Annotated in this window: 12 protein-coding genes; all 12 read right to left on the reverse strand. The window is 68.8% G+C overall.

Going from position 1 to position 17468, the window contains the following annotated elements:
• Positions 1-86 precede the first annotated feature (86 nt).
• On the reverse strand, positions 87-746 hold the full coding sequence (locus ABL838_RS22330; protein ID WP_240650771.1) for a hypothetical protein: 660 nt from the start codon (positions 744-746) through the stop codon (positions 87-89).
• Positions 747-853: 107 nt separating this feature from the next.
• Complete coding sequence (locus tag ABL838_RS22335) at positions 854-1804, reverse strand: FHA domain-containing protein (protein WP_126024325.1); 951 nt, start codon at positions 1802-1804, stop codon at positions 854-856.
• A 22-nt stretch (positions 1805-1826) separates the two neighbouring features.
• A complete protein-coding gene (locus tag ABL838_RS22340; RefSeq protein ID WP_418121966.1) occupies positions 1827-3962 on the reverse strand; it encodes a TOMM precursor leader peptide-binding protein in 2136 nt (711 codons plus the stop codon).
• 4 nt (positions 3963-3966) lie between these two features.
• Positions 3967-4722, reverse strand: coding sequence for a class I SAM-dependent methyltransferase (locus ABL838_RS22345; protein ID WP_418121967.1), 756 nt, complete (start codon positions 4720-4722; stop codon positions 3967-3969).
• 100 nt (positions 4723-4822) lie between these two features.
• Positions 4823-5605 carry a BMA_0021/BMA_0022 family TOMM bacteriocin gene (locus ABL838_RS22350; RefSeq protein ID WP_126024322.1) on the reverse strand — a complete coding sequence of 261 codons (783 nt, stop codon included), beginning with the start codon at positions 5603-5605 and terminating at the stop codon, positions 4823-4825.
• 18 nt (positions 5606-5623) lie between these two features.
• Positions 5624-9661, reverse strand: a complete 4038-nt coding sequence (locus ABL838_RS22355) for a TOMM system kinase/cyclase fusion protein (RefSeq protein ID WP_418121968.1) — start codon at positions 9659-9661, stop codon at positions 5624-5626.
• A 319-nt stretch (positions 9662-9980) separates the two neighbouring features.
• Positions 9981-11153, reverse strand: coding sequence for a BMP family ABC transporter substrate-binding protein (locus ABL838_RS22360; RefSeq protein WP_184641528.1), 1173 nt, complete (start codon positions 11151-11153; stop codon positions 9981-9983).
• A 49-nt stretch (positions 11154-11202) separates the two neighbouring features.
• Complete coding sequence (locus ABL838_RS22365) at positions 11203-12123, reverse strand: ABC transporter permease (protein ID WP_126024319.1); 921 nt, start codon at positions 12121-12123, stop codon at positions 11203-11205.
• A gap of 2 nt (positions 12124-12125) precedes the next feature.
• Entirely contained in the window at positions 12126-13274 is a 1149-nt protein-coding gene (locus tag ABL838_RS22370; RefSeq protein WP_369661306.1) for an ABC transporter permease, read from the reverse strand.
• Positions 13261-14799 (reverse strand): ABC transporter ATP-binding protein, encoded by a 1539-nt coding sequence (locus ABL838_RS22375; RefSeq protein WP_126024317.1) that lies wholly within the window; start codon positions 14797-14799, stop codon positions 13261-13263. Before ABL838_RS22375 ends, ABL838_RS22370 begins: the two co-directional genes overlap by 14 nt.
• 113 nt (positions 14800-14912) lie before the next feature.
• Positions 14913-16313, reverse strand: coding sequence for an NCS2 family permease (locus tag ABL838_RS22380; RefSeq protein WP_418121969.1), 1401 nt, complete (start codon positions 16311-16313; stop codon positions 14913-14915).
• Positions 16314-16388: 75 nt separating this feature from the next.
• Positions 16389-17381, reverse strand: a complete 993-nt coding sequence (locus tag ABL838_RS22385) for a LysR family transcriptional regulator (RefSeq protein ID WP_126024315.1) — start codon at positions 17379-17381, stop codon at positions 16389-16391.
• Positions 17382-17468: the final 87 nt, after the last annotated feature.

Here is a 17468-nt window from a genome sequence, read left to right on the forward strand (position 1 = left end):
TGGGTGGACAGGGTGGCGGGTGCTTCTTTTCTTCATGGTCGTCGTCCTCAACGAAGCCACAAGGCGTGTGACAGGCTTGGAGTTCTTCATGCCGCCGCGAGCATGCGCAGGCGGCTTGCGTTCGAAAGCGCCAGGCTCTCCGGCTGGTCCCAGCTTCCGTCCGCGTTCAGCGTGGTGGTCAGTGCATAGACGCCGGGCGGGTACGCCAGCTCCAGCGGGTTGCCGATCGCGCCGACGTCGATCACGTCGCCTTCCTCGAAGTCGCCGTAGGCGATGAAGTACTTCGGATGCGGCGAGAAGGTCAGGTTCTGGCCGGTGCGCGCCTGCACCGCGTACACGGTGCTGCCGCCCATGGTCACGCCCACGGCGGCGGCCGACCTGGCCGGAATGGCCGTCGACTGGGCCAGATAGAGGCGCGACTGCTCGGGCCCCTGCGAGGGATTCACGAACCGGTAGGTGCGATTGCAGTCGAGCGTGATCTTGTTGTTGGCACCGCTCGGCTCGTAGGTTTCGGTGGGGGTGAACTGCACGCCGGGCTGCAGCTCGCCGGTCTCGGCCCAGGCGAAGCCCACATCGACGCTCCACTGGAACTTGACGCGGGAGGTCGGCCCCGGGTTGGAGAACCTGGCGAACCAGGCCAGCGACAGCGCATTCGGCGCCAGTTGCGTCGGGTCGTTCTGGAACACCATGAAGTAGGCCGAGTGGCTTGCATGGTTGTTGACCGTGACGGAATAGATCATTCCCATGACGACTTCCCGAATGAAACAGAGTGGTGGGCGGCAGTACGGGCCACGATGGCACCGTGCTGGACCTCACTCTAGGGAGCGCAGGGGGTGATTTGAATTACAGACGATTACAGAGGTTGCGCTCCGCCACGAATTTCGAAGGGGTAGTTGCCCAGGCGCACGGTACCGCGCCGGCGCTCGACCAAGGGCGGCTCGGCCAGGTGCGCCGGCAGCGCGTTCAGGATCTGGTGCTTGGCGCGGAAGATCTGGATGTTCACGTAGGAAGGCTCCACGCCCAGCATGCGCGACAGCTCGTCGAGCCCGACCCAGCCCTGGCTCTGCGGCGCGATGCCGCGCTGCGCGTCCTTCTGGCGCAGGCGCGCCAGCGTGACCAGCGTGTAGTGGTGAATGCGCTCGCCCAGCGGCACCGACCTGCCCTGCGCCACCAGGTTCAGGCTGGTGTGCTCCTCGTTCTGGCTGACCTCGAAGTGCAGGGCCACGCCGGCCGACATCGGCACCGGCATGGGCGTCGATATGGGCGTCTCGGAGGTGAGGTCCAGGTCGTCGCACAGCACGAACTCCCAGGTGCCGGACGAGGTGCGCACCGTGGCGCCGTCGCTCAGCAGCTCGATGCCGTCGATGTGCTCCAGCATCCACTTGCCGTCCTGGAAATACACGTTCGCCTCGGGCTCGTGCTCGTCCGGCAGCAGGTTCTCGCGCAGGTTCAGCTCCACGATGCCGCCGGCTTCGTCGACGCCGGACGGAAAGAGGCAGGTGGCCGGCGGCGAGAGGTCTTCCACGGTCCAGACCGACTCGTCGCCGATGCCCATGCGGACCTCAGCGCCGGCCGGCAGCGCGGTCCAGCGGCCGCTGGGCAGGCGCTGGCCGTTCAGCGTGGTGCCGTTGCGGCTCTGGTCGGCGATTTCCCACGCCTGCCGGCTCCAGCGCACCATCGCGTGGACCTGGGACACGTCGGGCGCCTGCAGCACCGTCTGGCAGACCGAGGCGCGCCGGCCGAATGCATGTACCGGCCGCAGCACGGTGGCACGCCGGTCGAGCTTGTTCCTGAAGATGGCCATCGCCGCATTCTCCTACGCGATCTCACACGTACAGCGCCTGCGGATTCAGGTCGCCTTCGCGCAGGGAAGTGTCGCGCCATCCGAGGGCGACCGGCACGCCGTACAGGCGCGGATTGCCAAGTTCCGGCCAGATGTGGCACAGGCCCGGCACCACCACCTTCACCGTGCACAGGGGGAGATCGGGGCGGGTGTGGTCCAGGACGATGGTTTCCAGCCCGAGCGAGGCGGCGATGCCGACGCAGCGGCGGATCTCCCCGGCGATGTCGGACCGGGCGGCGGGGGCCGCCGCAACCGGCGCGGCGCCTGCGGGCAGGAGAAAGGCCGGCGCCCCCTCCTCCCCGGATTCGGCGGCCGGCACCGCGAAGCTCTTGCCGGCCGCGATCAGCTGGCTCATCTCGGTGAGCGCCCGCTCGCATGCCAGCGCCCGGTCGGGGCTGCACCCGAAGCCGACGGCCCAGGCGCCCGTGTCCAGATGACGACCGACGGCGACGACGACCGGAATGCCGAAATCGTGCGTGATGTCGAGCACCCAGCGCTCCCAGCGCGGGCCGCAGGTGCGCTCGATGCGCTGGAGGATCTCCGCAGACAGGCTGTCGAGCCCGACCGCCGGCCTGCGGTGCCGGCCGTACCACCAAATGGCGGCGGCGTCGCGCTCCACCAGTTCGAGAAAGCCCTGGAGGATGGCTTCCTCGCGCGTATTCCCCGCCGCGCAGCCGTTGGAGGTCCAGCCCACGTGGAACTGGCTCTGCGCCGGTGCATTGGCGAAGCAGAAGGCCAGCGGCAGGTAGCGGGGCTCGTCGGCGGTCAGCGACCAGGCGGGCGTCCACCATGACGCTGCTTCCTGCGGCGCGGCGGACGTGGTCGCCGCGTGCGGCGGCTTGTGCGTGTGGAAGCGTTCGCGCTGCCGGTCGCTGAAGAGCGCCAGCGCCTGCGGCTCGATGCAGGGCGCGTCCAGGTCGGCCGCGGGCGCGATCACCCAGGCCTCGTCGCCCTGGAAGAAGGCCGAATGCCGCTCGACCGCCTCGCAAAGCGCGCTGGCGAGGGACTGCTCCATCGACATGCCCTTGCCCAGGCACACCTGGGTCAGCACGCCGGGCAGTTCGTCGTCGCCGGCCGGCGGCGTCCTGAAGATCTCGCTGCGGTAGACCGTCAGCGCGCCCTCGGTCTCGGCGTTCAGCGGCACGATGCGCGCGACCGCGCCGGTGAGCGGGCTGACATGGCGCATCAGCCGCTCCCCGGTGACCGAGGCCGGCACGGTGCGCCAGCCGCCGTCGTGGCTCGCGGTGGGCAGGCCGGGCGCCAGCACGACGCGCTCGCGCTGCCGGCGCGCCACGAGATTCGGCGTTCCGCAATGCGGGCATTGCGGGCGGACGGCGACGAAATGAGGCTGCGGCGAATCCAGCGTCCGCACCTGGGCGCCATCCGCCTGCGCCACGATGTCGAGCGCGATCGGGAGCAGCTGGCCGAGGCGCTCGGCGACGAGCCCTTCGCCGGCACGCACCGGCGAGCCGCTTTCTTCGTTTCCGTGGCGCGATTGCCACCAGGCACGTGCCGGGCGGTTCCGGAGCCAGCGATGCGCAAGGCAGTGCCAGCACGGGCCGGAAGACCTGAAGACCGGGCCGGCCATGGCCTGCTCGCCGGTCGGCTTGACCAGCAGCCAGGGGCGGCCCGCGGCACGCTGCTGCGCGTCGATGACGGCAAGCCGGGGGTCGAGATAGTCGTCGCAGAAAACCAGGGTGAGGCCGGTGCCGGCGGGCAGCGACCGTGCCCAGTGGCCGGGCACATCGCCGCCGACGGCCTTCGACAGCGCGACCGCGTCCACATCGCCGGACAGGGCGGTGCGCACGGGCACCGCCGAATAATCGGGAACCAGCCAGGAATCGGTGTCGCCCTTCGCGACAGGCCGAACCAGCCCCTGGCGCGCCAGCGTCTCCAGCGCATGGAGCATCTGCGCGAGCTGCGCGGCGGCTTCCCCGGTACGGCAATAGGCGGCGAGGCTGACGCCTTCGCGAAGCACCCGCTCCAGGGCCATGACGCCGGGCGAGCCCAGCACCAGCAGGTCGTTCTCGCTGGCCAGCAGCAGGCGGTCTTGAAGCACCACTGGCGGCAGGAACCTGTCGTGCCAGCGGAAGACGTCGGAGAAGAAATCGGGAGTCACGGCGCTATTCATCGCCGTGGCGCCCCAGTTCGAGGCGCACCACGCCGTACGGCGATGCGCCGGTCGTGGCCCGGAATGCCGCTTCGAAGAGCCGGTGCTTTTCCGAGAACTGCCCGTAGATGTGGTCTTCCGAGAGCACCCGCATCGACGGATGCAGGCGCGCGATCTGCGCGGCGTTCTCGAAGCCCGAAACCACCGGCAGCCGCATGCCGCCCACGGCCGTCGACTGGGCCGCGAGCACCGGATGCACGTGGTCGAGCACGACGACGCAGGGTGCCGTGCCTTGCGCGAAGCGATCGGCAAGGCTGCGCAGCACGGTCTCCAGCGGAGACTGCGGCAGGTAGGGGCACACGCCCTCCAGCATCACGAGCACCGGCCGGTCGCCCGGCAGGCCGGCGGTGTCGAGCCAGCGCTCGTCGAGCACGGAGCAGGCAATGTCGGCGCCCTCGCCTTCGTCGGCGTGCGGTACGTGTTGCGCCCGCAGCCCGATGGCATCGGGCAGGTCGATGTTGAGCCAGCGCGAGCGCGCCACCAAGGCGCCGAGCCGGCTGCGGCGCGTGCACAGCCCCGCGCCCAGCGTGATGCACAGGGCGCCGGGATGATCCGAAAGAAAACCGGCCGCGAAGCGGTCGAAGAGCGCTGCGCGCAGCACGATGCTGCGCACGAAGGCCGGGTCGGCCGCATAGGCCGAGATGTCGAAAGGCAGCGACGCGGCAATGCGCCTTGCCTCGGGATCGGAGAACACCGACGCATCGGCCACGGCGCCGGAATTGGCGCGCGCGGCCAGCGTCAGCAGGAGCGTGGCCGTGGCACCCTGCAGCGCGGGCGCGCTTTCGGCCGGCTCCTGCCCTGTCGCGGACTCAGCAGGTGAAGGGATAGGGGTCGCCCGTGTTGTTGTACGAGGTCAGCGCGATGGCGCGCATGTTCTCTTCCACCGGTGCCGTCGGGTAGTTCAGGCGGATGGCGTTCTTGATCGCGGTGCCGTCGGCGTTCTTCTGGTTCCATTCGCACTTCGTCGCGTCCCAGGTGAAGGCCGAGTTGGTGGTGAACAGGATCTTGAAGTTGAACGGGTTGTTGTAGCCCAGCCATTGGCTCAGCACGTTCGCCTTGTCGGTCTCGGGGTCGCGGGTCAGCTCGTACTGCAGCTCGGGCGACTGCCATGCGATGGCGATCGCGCGCAGCACCACGCCGCCGAAGGCCAGCAGCGAGCCCTCGTTGCCGCCGGGAATGCCCAGGCCGGTGGGCAGCGCGCCGCCCACGATGCCCGGAGGAATCTCGAAGGCAGCGGAAGAACCCATGAAGTTCGGGAACAGCTGGTAGTAGGCGGCCAGGGCTTCGGTGGCGTTCGAGGCCGGAGCCTGCGGCAGCACGATGACGAAGGAGTCGTCGGGGCCGACCCAGCCGGAAGTCAGCATCGGCTTCCATTCGGCGCGCTGGGCCGGATCGGGGCTCTGGAACAGCGACACGTCCAGCTGCGGCCAGGCCGTCGGCAGGCCGAAGTCGCGGTGCAGCATCGGCTGGATGTCCTGCTGGTCGAGCAGTTCGCGGCGGTAGGCGTCGTCCTGCCACGAACGGGCGATGGCGCGCAGGTAGGCCAGGCGGAACTCGAGCAGCGGATCACCGCTTTGGACTTGGAAAGTCATGATTACTTCATCCTTGGTTCAAGAGGAAATCGGCGCGTGCGTCGGCACGCGCGCGGGCAACTCCGGCCGCAGTGCGGCCAGATTCTTCAGGCGCTCGGCGATGTCGGGCGAGGCGGAGTCCGCCAAAGCCTGCATCGCCGACAGCGCCTCGTATTCGGTCCTGTACTTGGCGCCTTCGCGCGCCACCTCGGCGGCTTTCGCGAAGCACGCGGCCACTGCGCCGCGGTCGCCGCCCGAGGCCTGCAGGTAGCGGGCCTTCTGCAGGTGCAGCTCCGAGCGGTAGAGCCCTTCCTTGAGCTCGTCGGTCATGCGCAGGCATTCGTCGATGCGCTGCAGCGCCTCGTCCCAGCGCCCGTTGGCGGCCAGCGTGTCGGCAGCGAAGGCGCGGTAGTAAGTCTGGCAGTAGCGGCAGCCCATGGCCCACAGCGCCTGGATCCAGGCATCGGCCTGCGCAATGTTGGCGACGTCGCCGGTGGCCCAGCAGCGGATGATCTCGGCGTAGCCCTGGAACGCCGGCAGGCCGTAGCGCTGCGTGATGCCCAGCAGCTCGCCGGTGCTCACCAGTGCGCGCGCTTTGTCGTTGCGGCCCTGGTGGCCCAGGCTCTGGTAGAGCAGCGCCATGCTCAGCGACGGGATGTGCGACATCTCGCGTGCCCAGCGCACGGCATTGGTGGCGTCGGCGCGCGCGGCGGCGTCGTGGCCCGCGAACCAGCGCACCAGCGCGCGGCCGGTGGTCGCCCACACGCGGGTGTCGAAGCCGAAGTCGGCCGCATGGTGCGCGTGGGCCTCGGGGTTGTAGCGCTCGACGGCGTCGGTCAGCGACTGCTCGGCGCGCTCGAAGTCGCCGTCGGAGTAGTGCGCGAGGCCGAGGTAGGTCTGCGCCGCGACGAACACGCCCTGGTCCTGCTGCTGCACGGCCTGGTCGAGCAGGCGGTTGCTCAGCTGCTGCACCTCGGCGCGATTGCTCGCCACGTGGTGGAAGGTGATCAGCGTCCAGAGATGCTGCACCTGCTTCTCGCGCGGCACCTCGTCGGACAGCAGTTCCTGCGACAGCGCGATGCGGTCGACCACCTGCGCATGCGCCCAGCCGTACTTGTTCATCATGGCCTGCGTGACGTAGCTGTTCACGTCCAGCCGCGCCTCGCGCTGCGCCTCGCCTTCCAGGTGCGCCATCCAGCCGTCGATGTGTTGCGCGTAGGAAATCGTTTCGTCGTTGAGCGAGCGGTGCTGCGTGATGCGCAGCTGGCGCACCGCCAGCGCCACCGCCTGCGCGTACTCGCCCGCATCGGCCCAGTGCTGGGCCACGTTGCCGGGTTCGTTCGCCACGTATTGCGGCTGGCTGTCCATCAGCGTCTGCGCGACGTTGCGGTGCAGCTGCCGGCGCTGCGCGACCAGCATGCTCTCGTAGGCGGTATCGCGGATCAGCGCGTGGCGGAAGATGAAGCTGCCCGGCTGGCCCGCAGGCGCGACCAGGCCCGCATCGAGCAGCACGGACATGTCCTTGTCCATCGCCTCGGCGCTCTTGCCCGAGCAGGCGCACAGCAGTTCGGCCTCGAACTGGCGTCCGATGGTGGCGGCGAGCTGCAGCAGGCCCTTGACGGCGCCGAGCCGGTCGAAGCGGCTCACCAGAGAGTCCCGCAGCGTGACCGGAATCGCCGCCGGCTGCGCCGTGTCCTTGAAGACCCAGACGTGGTCCTTCTCGACCAGGTAGGCGTCGAGCATCATGCGCGCCATTTCCTGGATGAACAGCGGCACGCCGTCGGTGCGCTGCACCACGTTGTCGATCACCTGCGGCGCGACGGCGCGCGGCGCCAGCGCCTGCCGCGCCAGCTCGGCGGCCTGCACATCTTCGAGCCGGCGCACCTCGATGCACTCGGCCTGCATGGCCTCGGGCTTCACCCATTCGGGGCGCGCAGTGAGCACCAGCAGCACGCGCCGCTGCGGCAGCTGGGCGATGAGCTGCTCGACGAACTCGATGGTCGTGGGGTCGGCCCAGTGGACGTCCTCCAGAAGCAGCAGTAACGGCGAGGCCTCGGCCATGTGCAGCAGCCACTGCGCGATCGACTGCAGCAGCAGCGCCTTCTGCATCGGCGGCGACATCTGGCTCGGCGTGCGGTCGCCCAGCGGCAGCGACAGCCACGCGCAGAAGATCGGCAGCACGGCCTCGCCATCGCAGCCTGCGGCCTGCAGGGCCTCGCGCAGGCGCTCGCGGCGCGCCTCGGGCGAGGCGGCGTCGGGCATGGCGTCGAGCCGCTGGCGCAGCAGCGCGAGGAACGGCGTCAGCGCGTTGTTCTGGTTCTCGGGCTGGCACTGCGCGACGACGGTCTGCAGCCCCTCCTTGGCGACCTGCTCGCGCAGCACGTCGGCCAGGCACGACTTGCCGATACCGGGCTCGCCGCGAATCCACACCGCGCCACCCTGCCCTTCGCGGGCCCGGGTCCATGCCGAGCGCAGCTGCTGCAGCTCGGCCTCGCGGCCGATGCAGGCCTTGTGCAGCGCCTGCTCGGCGAAGCCGTCGGAGGCCAGCGCCTGCTGCTCGCCGCCGAGGCGGTAGGTCTGGATGCCGCCTGACTGGCCCGGCAGCGTGACGGTGCCGGCCTTGTCGAAGCTCGCGTGGCGGCTCAGCAGGCGGTAGCTGCTCTCGCTCGCCAGCAGCGTGCCGGTGTCGGCCACGCCTTCGAGCCGCACCGCGACGTTGACGGCATGGCCCGAGGGAATCTCGCCGGCGGCGACGATCGCCATGCCGGTGTGCATGCCCATGCGAATACCGAGGTGCACGCCGTGCTCCTGCTCGATGGCGGCGGAGCGCTGGCGGCTCAGGGCGATGAGTTCCATGGCCGTGCGGCCGGCCTGCCGCGCGTCGGTGTCGCTGGCGTGCGGATAGCCGAAGAGCACGATCATCCGGTCGCCCAGCGTGCCCGCCAGCAGGCCGCCGCGGCGCGTGGCGGTCTCGGAGAACAGCGCGAGCTCGTTGCGCTGCAGCAGCTCCAGGTTCTCGATGTCGGAAGGCAGGGCCTCGTCGGCGCTCTCGTCGTCGGCCGCGTCGGGCCACACCGAGACGCTGCAGCACAGCACGGTGAGCTGGCGCTTCTCGGAGAAACCGCGCGTGGTGATCACGGTCTGCGCGAGCGCTTCGTCCTGCGCCTGCTTGGCTGAACGCAGCACGCCGACGAGGTCGTCCAGCCGCAGGCGTCCGAGTTCGGCCAGCAAGGTGGCGGCGGAATCGCTGCGGTCGGCCGCCTTCTTGCGCAGCGCCTGGCGCAGCACGGAGGCGACCGGGTGGCTGGCGATCTCTGCGGGCAGCGGCACCTCCTGCGGGCTGAGCTGCTGGTGAAGGATCTCCGCCGCCGAGGCGCCGCGGATGGCGGGCGCACCGGTGAGGCACTCGATGAACATCAGGCCCCACGCGTACAGGTCGGACTTCACGCCCGGCGGCTCGCCGCGCAGCTGCTCGGGCGCGCTGTAGGCCGGCGTGCCCAGGGCCTCGTCGGTCATCGTGAGCGTGGGGAACTCGTCGCCGCGGTTCGAGGGAATGACGGTGCCGATGCCGAAGTCCAGCACCTTCGCGTGCGGAACGGCGCCGGTGAACGTGACCATCACGTTGTCGGGCTTCAGGTCGCGGTGCACGATGCCCGCGCTGTGCGCGCAGTCGAGTGCGTCGAGCACCTCGGCCATCAGGTGGCCGGTCTCGGTGGCCGTGAGCGCGCCCTTGCGCCGGATCAGGCTGGTGAGCGTTTCTCCGGGCACGTACTCGAAGACGCCGTAGACGCAGGGCCCCTGCTCGCCCTTGTCGAGCAGCTGCACGATGTGCGGATGGTGCAGCGAGGCGCACAGCTTCGTCTCGCGATGGAAGCGCGCCACGCGCTGGCTGCCCACCTGCAGCTTCACGACCTTGATCGCGACCACGGTTCCCGTGCTTCGCTGCAATGCGCGATAGACGATGCCGTAGCCGCCGGCGCCCAGCTCCTCCAGCAACTCGTAACCCGGAATCTCCAGCGGCTCGGGCAAATTCGGCTGCGACGCCGCGTGCGTGGGATTGGTGACTGCGTCCTGCATTTCAGTCTCGTCGTGATGGAGCGTGGATGGTCCTCCGGGACTTGCCTCGGACTGCGTTCCGCCCTGCGACGGCACGCAATAGTGACACTAATTGTTACTTTAGCGGAGGCCGAGAGGTTTCAGGTAGGTAACCCCTTAAAAAAAGAAAACCCGCAACATGTGCGGGTCGTTAGAACTTTTCGGTGTATATGAAGCGCCCGGCGCAGCCCGGGCTCCTTCGCGAACACCGCGGAACCGGCTTTGCCGGGCCGCAGGTGTTGCCCCCGGTAGGGGGTTGGCGCAGCGGGCACGCAGTGTCCGCGCAGCCTGGGGGCGAGCTTTACTTCTTGTCGCCGCCGGGCACCTTGCCTTCCACGCCCTTGACGTAGAAGTTCACGCCCGACAGGAACTTGTCGTCGGCCACCGCGTCCTTGGCGACCACTTCCTTGCCGTCCTGGCCGAGGATCGGGCCCTTCCAGATCACGAAGCTGCCGTCCTTCAGGCCCTTCTTCACTTCCTCGACCTTGGCCTTGGTTTCGGCCGGCACGTCTTCGGCGATGGAGACGAGGTCGATCGCGCCTTCCTTCACGCCCCACCAGGCCTGGCCGGTGGTCCACTTGCCGTCCAGGGCTTCCTGGGTGGCCTTGATGTAGTACGGGGCCCAGTTGATGGTGGCCGAGGCCAGGTGGGCCTTGGGACCGTAGGCGGTCATGTCGGAGTCCCAGCCGAAGGCGCGCTTGCCCTTTTCCTGCGCGGTCTTGAGCACGGCCGGCGAGTCGGTGTTCTGGAACAGCACGTCGGCGCCGCCGTTGATGAGGGCGGTGGCGGCTTCGGTTTCCTTCGGCGGGCTGAACCACTCGTTCACCCACACGACCTTGGTCGTGATCTTCGGGTTCACCGACTGGGCGCCCAGCGTGAAGCTGTTGATGTTGCGCAGCACTTCGGGAATAGGCACCGAGCCGACCACGCCCAGCGTGTTGCTCTTGGTCATGGCGCCGGCGATCACGCCGGCCATGTACGCGCCTTCGTACGTGCGGCTGTCGTAGGTGCGCATGTTGTCGGAGGTCTTGTAGCCGGTGGCGTGCTCGAACTTCACGTCCTTGCTGTCGGCCGCGACCTTCAGCATGGGCTCCATGTAGCCGAAGGTGGTGCCGAAGATCAGCTTGTTGCCCTGGCCGACCATGTCGCGGAACACGCGCTCGGCGTCGGCGCCTTCCGGCACGCTCTCGACGAAGGTGGTCTTGATCTTGTCGCCGAATTCCTTCTCGAGCGCCTTGCGGGCGTTGTCGTGCGCGAAGGTCCAGCCGCCGTCGCCAACCGGGCCGACGTATGCGAATGCGATGTTCAGCGGCGCTGCCGGGGCCGGAGCCGCCGCGGCGGGTGCCGGGGCCGGCGCGGGTGCAGCCGCAGGAGCCGCCGCTTCTTCTTTCTTGCCGCAGCCGATCAGGGCCGCCGAAGCGACCGCCGTGAGGGCGGCCAGCTTGAGCAGGGAGCGCTTGTTCAGATCATTCATTGTCGGAAATCCTCAAAAGGACAGGTTGGCGGGAAAACGAAAAACGCGATTATGAGCCGGGGTAGAACGGTTTCCCGATGGAAGCCGGCATGTTGGCGCGGATGAAAGCCGGGTTGCGCGAGATCAGCGCCAGCACCACGATCGGCGCGATGTACTGCAGCATGCTGAGGAACTGCGCCGGCACGTCCACGCCGCTGCTTTGCAGGTGGAAGCCCAGCATCGACACCCCGCCGAACAGGTAGGCGCCCAGCAGCACGCGCACCGGCCGCCAGGTGGCGAAGGTGGTGAGCGCCAGCGCGATCCAGCCTCGGCCGGCCACCATGCCCTCGACCCACAGCGGCGTGTACACCGTCGAGAGATACGCGCCCGCCAGCCCGCACAGCGAGCCGCCCGCGATCACCGCCATGAAGCGGATGCGCCGCACCGGGTAGCCCAGCGCATGCGCCGACTCCGGCGACTCGCCCACCGAGCGCAGCACCAGGCCCGCGCGCGTGCGGTAGAGGAACCAGATCAGCCCGAAGGTCAGCACCACCGCGAAATACACCATCGGGTGATGGCGGAACAGCGCCGGCCCGACCAGCGGGATGTCGCCCAGCACCGGAATGGCGTACGAGGCGCTTTCCGGCAGCTTGGCCTGCACGAAGCTGATGCCAGCGAAGGCCGAGAAGCCCACGCCGAACAGGCTCAGCGCGAGGCCGGTCGCGTACTGGTTGGTGTTGAGCCAGATCACCAGCACGCCGAAGAAGGCCGCGAGCAAGGCGCCCGCCGCCATGCCGGCCAGGAAGCCGAGCCAGGGGTTGTGCGTGGTGACGACCGTCGCGAAGCCCGCGATGGCGGCGCAGAGCATCATGCCCTCGGCGCCGAGGTTGACGATGCCGGCCTTCTCGTTGATGAGCAGGCCCAGTGCAGCGATGGCGAGCACGGTGCCAGCGCTCAGCGTGGAACCCAAGAGGAGTGCGTAGCTTTCCATGGTCAGTTGCTCCCTTCGGTGGCACGCGCGACGGGTGCGGTAATGGGCGTGCTCGCCTGCAGCGAGGCAGTGGTCATGGAGGATGCCGCCTTCGCAGCCGCCTTGCGCCGGATGCGGTAGGCAATGAGCGTGTCGCAGGCCAGCAGCGTGAACAGCAGCAGCCCCTGGAACACGCCGGTGAGCGACTTGGGCAGCCCCAGTCGCGACTGCGCCAGCTCGCCGCCGATGTAGAACATGCTCATCAGGATGGCCGAGAAGATCATGCCCACCGGATGCAGACGCCCGACGAAGGCCACGATGATGGCCGCGAAGCCGTAGCCCGCCGGCACGTAGGGCGTGAGCTGGCCCAGCGGCCCTGCCACTTCGAGCGCGCCGGCAAGGCCGGCTGCGGCGCCCGAGGTCAGCAGCGCGACCCACACAGCGCGCCGCGCCGAGAAGCCCGCATAGCGCGAAGCCGCCGGCGCCAGCCCGCCGACCTGCTGCGCGAAGCCCGCGCGCGTGCGGAACAGGAACACCCACAGCGCCCCCGCCCCCACGAGGGCGATGACGAGGCCGATGGTCACGCGCGAGCCCTTGAACAGTCGCGGGATCTGCGTGACCGCCTCGAAGGTCTTGGTCTGCGGGAAGTTGTAGCCGTGCGGGTCCTTCCAGGGTCCGTAGACCATGTAGCCCAGCAGCAGCGTAGCCACGTAGACCAGCATCAGGCTCACCAGGATCTCGTTGGCGTTGCACCTGTCGCGCAGGAAGGCGACGATGCCCGCCCACACCATGCCGCCGACGATGCCCGCCAGCAGGATGGCCACGACGATCCACTGCCCCGTGTTCTTGTCGGCCAAAAGCGCCACGCCGCCCGCCGCGATCGCGCCGAACACGAACTGCCCCTCGGCGCCGATGTTCCACACGTTGGAGCGGAAGCACACCGCCAGCCCCAGCGCAATGATGAGCAGCGGCGTGGCCTTCACCATCAGCTCGCCGATGGCGTAGCCGCTCTTGATGGGCTCGTAGAAGAACACCAGCAGGCCCTTGACCGGGTCCTTGCCCAGCGCGGCGAAGAGCGCGACGCCGATGAGCACGGTGATCAGCAGCGCCAGGATCGGCGAGGCATAGCTCCAGAAGCGGGACAGCTCCGGACGCGGTTCAAGCTTGAGCATGGGCCGCCTCCGAGGTTTTATTGCCTTCGCCCTGCCACAGGCCACTCATCCACTCGCCGATCTGCTGCAGCGTGGCGGCCGCGCGGTCGATGGAAGGCGACAGCCGCCCCTTGGCGATCACATGCAGCCGGTCGCTGATATTGAACAGTTCGTCGAGCTCCTCGCTGATGACCAGCACGGCGCAGCCCGCGTCGCGCAACGCGAGGATCTCGGCGTGGATCAGCGCGGCCGCGCCCACGTCCACCCCCCAGGTCGGCTGCGAGACGATGAAGAGCTTCGGGTTCGCGTCGATCTCGCGCCCGACGATGAATTTCTGCAGGTTGCCGCCCGAGAGCGAGCGCGCTGCCGCCTTCGGACCTCCTGCCTTGACCTTGAAACGCTCGATGATGGCCTTGGCCTGGCGCTCCAGCGCGCCGGTGCTGATCCACCCGCCCCGGCCCACGGCCTCGCTGCGCGTGAGCAGCAGGTTGTGCGCGAGCCCCAGCGTGGGCACGGCGCCGCGGCCCAGCCGCTCCTCGGGCACGAAATGCAAGCCCAGCGCGCGTCGCGCCCGGGGGCGCAGCCGCCCTGCCGGCTTGTCGAATACGCGCACCATCGGCGCCTCGGCGCGCACGTCCTCGCCCGAGAGCGCGTAGAGCAGCTCCTTCTGGCCGTTGCCCGAGACGCCCGCGATGCCGACGACCTCGCCCGCGCGCACCTCGAAGGAAATGCCGTCGAGATCGACGCCGAACTGGTCCTCGCGCGCCAGCGACAGCCCGTCGACGCGCAGCGCCACCGCGCCCGCGTGCACCGGCCGGTGCTGCAGCGGCGGCGGCTCGCTGCCGATCATCAGCCGCGACAGCGACTGCGTGCTCTCGTTCTGCGGATTGCACACCCCCGTCACCTTGCCGCCGCGCAGCACGGTGCAGGCGCTGCACAGCTCCTGGATCTCGTGCAGCTTGTGGCTGATGTAGAGGATGCTGCAGCCCTCGGAAGACAGTTTCTTCAGCACCGTGAAGAGCTTGATCACCGCCTGCGGCGTCAGCACAGAGGTCGGCTCGTCGAGGATCAGCAGCCTGGGGTTGGTGAGCAGCGCGCGGATGATCTCCACCCGCTGCATCTCGCCCACCGACAGCGTGTGCACCGGGCGCGAGGGGTCGATGTCCAGGCCGTACTCGCTGGCCTTGGCGGTGATGCTGCGCGTGACCTCGGCCAGCTGCAGCGATTTGTCGAGTCCCAGCCAGACGTTCTCGGCCACGGTGAGCGTGTCGAACAGGCTGAAGTGCTGGAACACCATGCTGATGCCCAGCGCCCTCGCCTGCTGCGGGTTGCGCAGGCTGACGGCCTGGCCGTCGAACATCACCGTGCCCTCGTCGGGCTTCACCGAGCCGTAGATGATCTTCATCAGGGTCGACTTGCCGGCGCCGTTCTCGCCGAGCACGGCGTGGATTTCGCCGGGCGCGACGCTCAGGGAGATGTCGCTGTTGGCCACCACCGCGGGATACCGCTTGGTGATGTGAGCGAGCTGGAGTCTGGGGGTTGTCATGCCGGGTTTCGTGGATTTGTCTCGTTCAACAGCAACAAAGCGGGAACGGCCATGAGTCTAATGGCGTCCCCGCGACCATCGGCGCCCGACGGCGCTTCGCTCAGCTCACTGCTTCAGTGCCCGCCGATGTAGGCGAACTTGAAGAGGAACACGGCTGCGATGACCCAGACCATCGCATGCACTTCCCGTGCCCGCCCGGTGCACAGCTTCAGCACGGCGTAGGTGATGAAGCCGAAGGCCAGGCCGTTGGCGATCGAGTAGGTGAAGGGCATGGCCAGCGCGGTCACCGCCGCCGGGATCACTTCGGTGGTGTCCTCCCAGTCGAGCTCGACCAGGTCGCGCAGCATCAGGCAGCCCACGAAGAGCAGCGCCGGCGCGGTGGCGTAGGCCGGCACCGAGCCCGCCAGCGGCGAGATCATCAGGCAGGCCAGGAAGAGCAGCGCAACCACCACGGCCGTGAGGCCGGTGCGCCCGCCCGCCTGCACGCCGGCCGCGCTTTCCACGTAGGCCGTGGTGCTCGAGGTGCCGAGCAGCGAGCCCGCGAAGATCGCGCCGCTGTCGGCCAGCAGCGCCTTGTTCATGCGCTCCATCTTGCCCGGTACCAGCAGGCCTGCGCGCTTGGCCACGCCCATCAGCGTGCCGGTGGCGTCGAACATCTCGACCAGGAAGAACACCAGCACCACGTTCAGGATGCCGCCCTTGAGCGCGCCCAGGATGTCCAGCTGCATGAAGGTCGGCGCGATGGACGGCGGCGCGTCGAACACGCCGTGGAACTTGTTGCCGCCGAAGAAGAAGGACAGCACCGTCACCGTGATGATCCCGATCAGGATCGCGCCGCGCACCTTGAGCTTGTCCAGCGCCACGATGATGAGGAAGCCCAGCGTCGCCAGGATCACCGGCGCCGAGTGCAGGTCGCCCAGCGTGACGAAGGTGGCGGGCGATGCGGCCACCACGCCGGCGCTCTTCAGTGCGATGAGCGCCAGGAACATGCCGATGCCCACCGTGATCGCCGTTCGCAGCGACTGCGGTATGCCCTGTATGAAGAGCTCCCGCAGCCCGGTGACCGTGACGATCAGGAACAGGCAGCCCGAGATGAAGACCGCGCCCAGCGCCACCTGCCACGTGTAGCCCATGCCCAGCACCACCACGTAGGAGAAGTAGGCGTTCAGGCCCATGCCCGGCGCCATGGCGATCGGGTAGTTGGCGTACAGGCCCATGATGAGCGTGCCCAGCGCCGCGATCAGGCAGGTGGCCACGAAGACCGCGCCCTTGGGCATGCCCGCGTCGCCGAGGATCGACGGGTTCACGAAGATGATGTAGGCCATCGTCAGGAAGGTGGTCAGCCCCGCGATGACTTCGGTGCGCACCGTGGTGTTGTGCGCATCGAGCTTGAACAGGCGTTCAAGCAGACCCGAGCCGCTTGCGCTGCCCACAGCCGCGCGCGAGCGCGCGGACTCGACATGCCCCGGCGCGCGGGGCTCGGCGCCCTTGGGCGCCTGTTCAAACGTACTCATTTCGCTTGTCTCCAGCTGTTGTAGTGGCGGTTTCATCGTTCCCCCGCTCACGACGCCGGCGCGAACGGGGTTTTCTCAGGGGTCCGAGGTTTCAGGTGCGGCGGGCGGGCGCGCCGTGGCGCCTGATATGGCGGAAGCCGGAGGCCGCAGCGACGCCGCCACCTCCTTGATGCATTCGCGCAGCCAGCGCGCCGAGCTCGACGAATGGGTGCGTTCGTGCCAGAGCTGGTAGTACATGAGGCGCGGCAGCGCCACCGGGCAGTCGAGGATCTTCAGCGGCAGCCGCGCAGCGAAGCGCTCGCAGTACTGTCGGCCGGTGGTCAGCACCAGCAGGCTGGAGGCGACCATGTCCGGAATGAGCCCGAAGTGCGCGCAGCGCGCCGTGATGTTGCGCTGCCGGCCCAGCTCGTCGAGCATCTGGTCGATGATGCCGCGCCCCCCCGGGTGCATGGGCGTGGGCGCGATGTGCTCGGCCGCCAGCCAGGTCTCCAGGTCCCAGCCGCGGCGCACCGCCGGATGGTCCTTGTTGACCAGCGAGACCACGTCGTCCCCGAAGAGCCGCGCCATGTGCAGGTCTTCCGGCGGCTTGAGCCAGTTGCCGATCACCAGGTCGACCTGGCCGAGCGCCAGGTGTCCGTGGTAGTCCGAGTCGGGCGTGAGCGCGTGGATCTCGATCTGGCACAGCGGCGCGTCGCGCTTGACCTGCGCCACCAGCATGGGCAGGAACAGCGGGTCCATGTAGTCGCTGGCCGCGATGCGGAAGGTGGTGGCCGCCGACTGCGGATCGAAGCCGCGCGCATCCGAGAACAGCATCTCCGCCGCGCGCAGGATGCTGGCCGCAGGCTCGATCATGCGCAGCCCCGCGTCGGTGGGCACCATGCCAGAGCCCGATCGCACCAGCAGCGGATCGCCCGAGAGCTCGCGCAGCCGCTTCAGTGCAGCCGACACCGCCGGCTGGTACATGCCCAGCCGGATGGCCGCCCGCGAGACGCTGCGGTCGGTCAGCACGGTGTGAAGCACCCGGATGAGGTGCAGATCGATCTTGTCGAAAAGAGCCTGGTCTCTCATGGCCGCGTGCCTGGTAGTGAGCAATGCGGATGGTTATACGCCGGAAGAAATCGGGCAGCCGAACGCAGAAGGCAGACAGAAGTTGCG

This window comes from Variovorax sp. 160MFSha2.1, from assembly GCF_048305075.1.
GTDB classification, from domain to species: Bacteria; Pseudomonadota; Gammaproteobacteria; order Burkholderiales; family Burkholderiaceae_C; genus Variovorax; species Variovorax guangxiensis.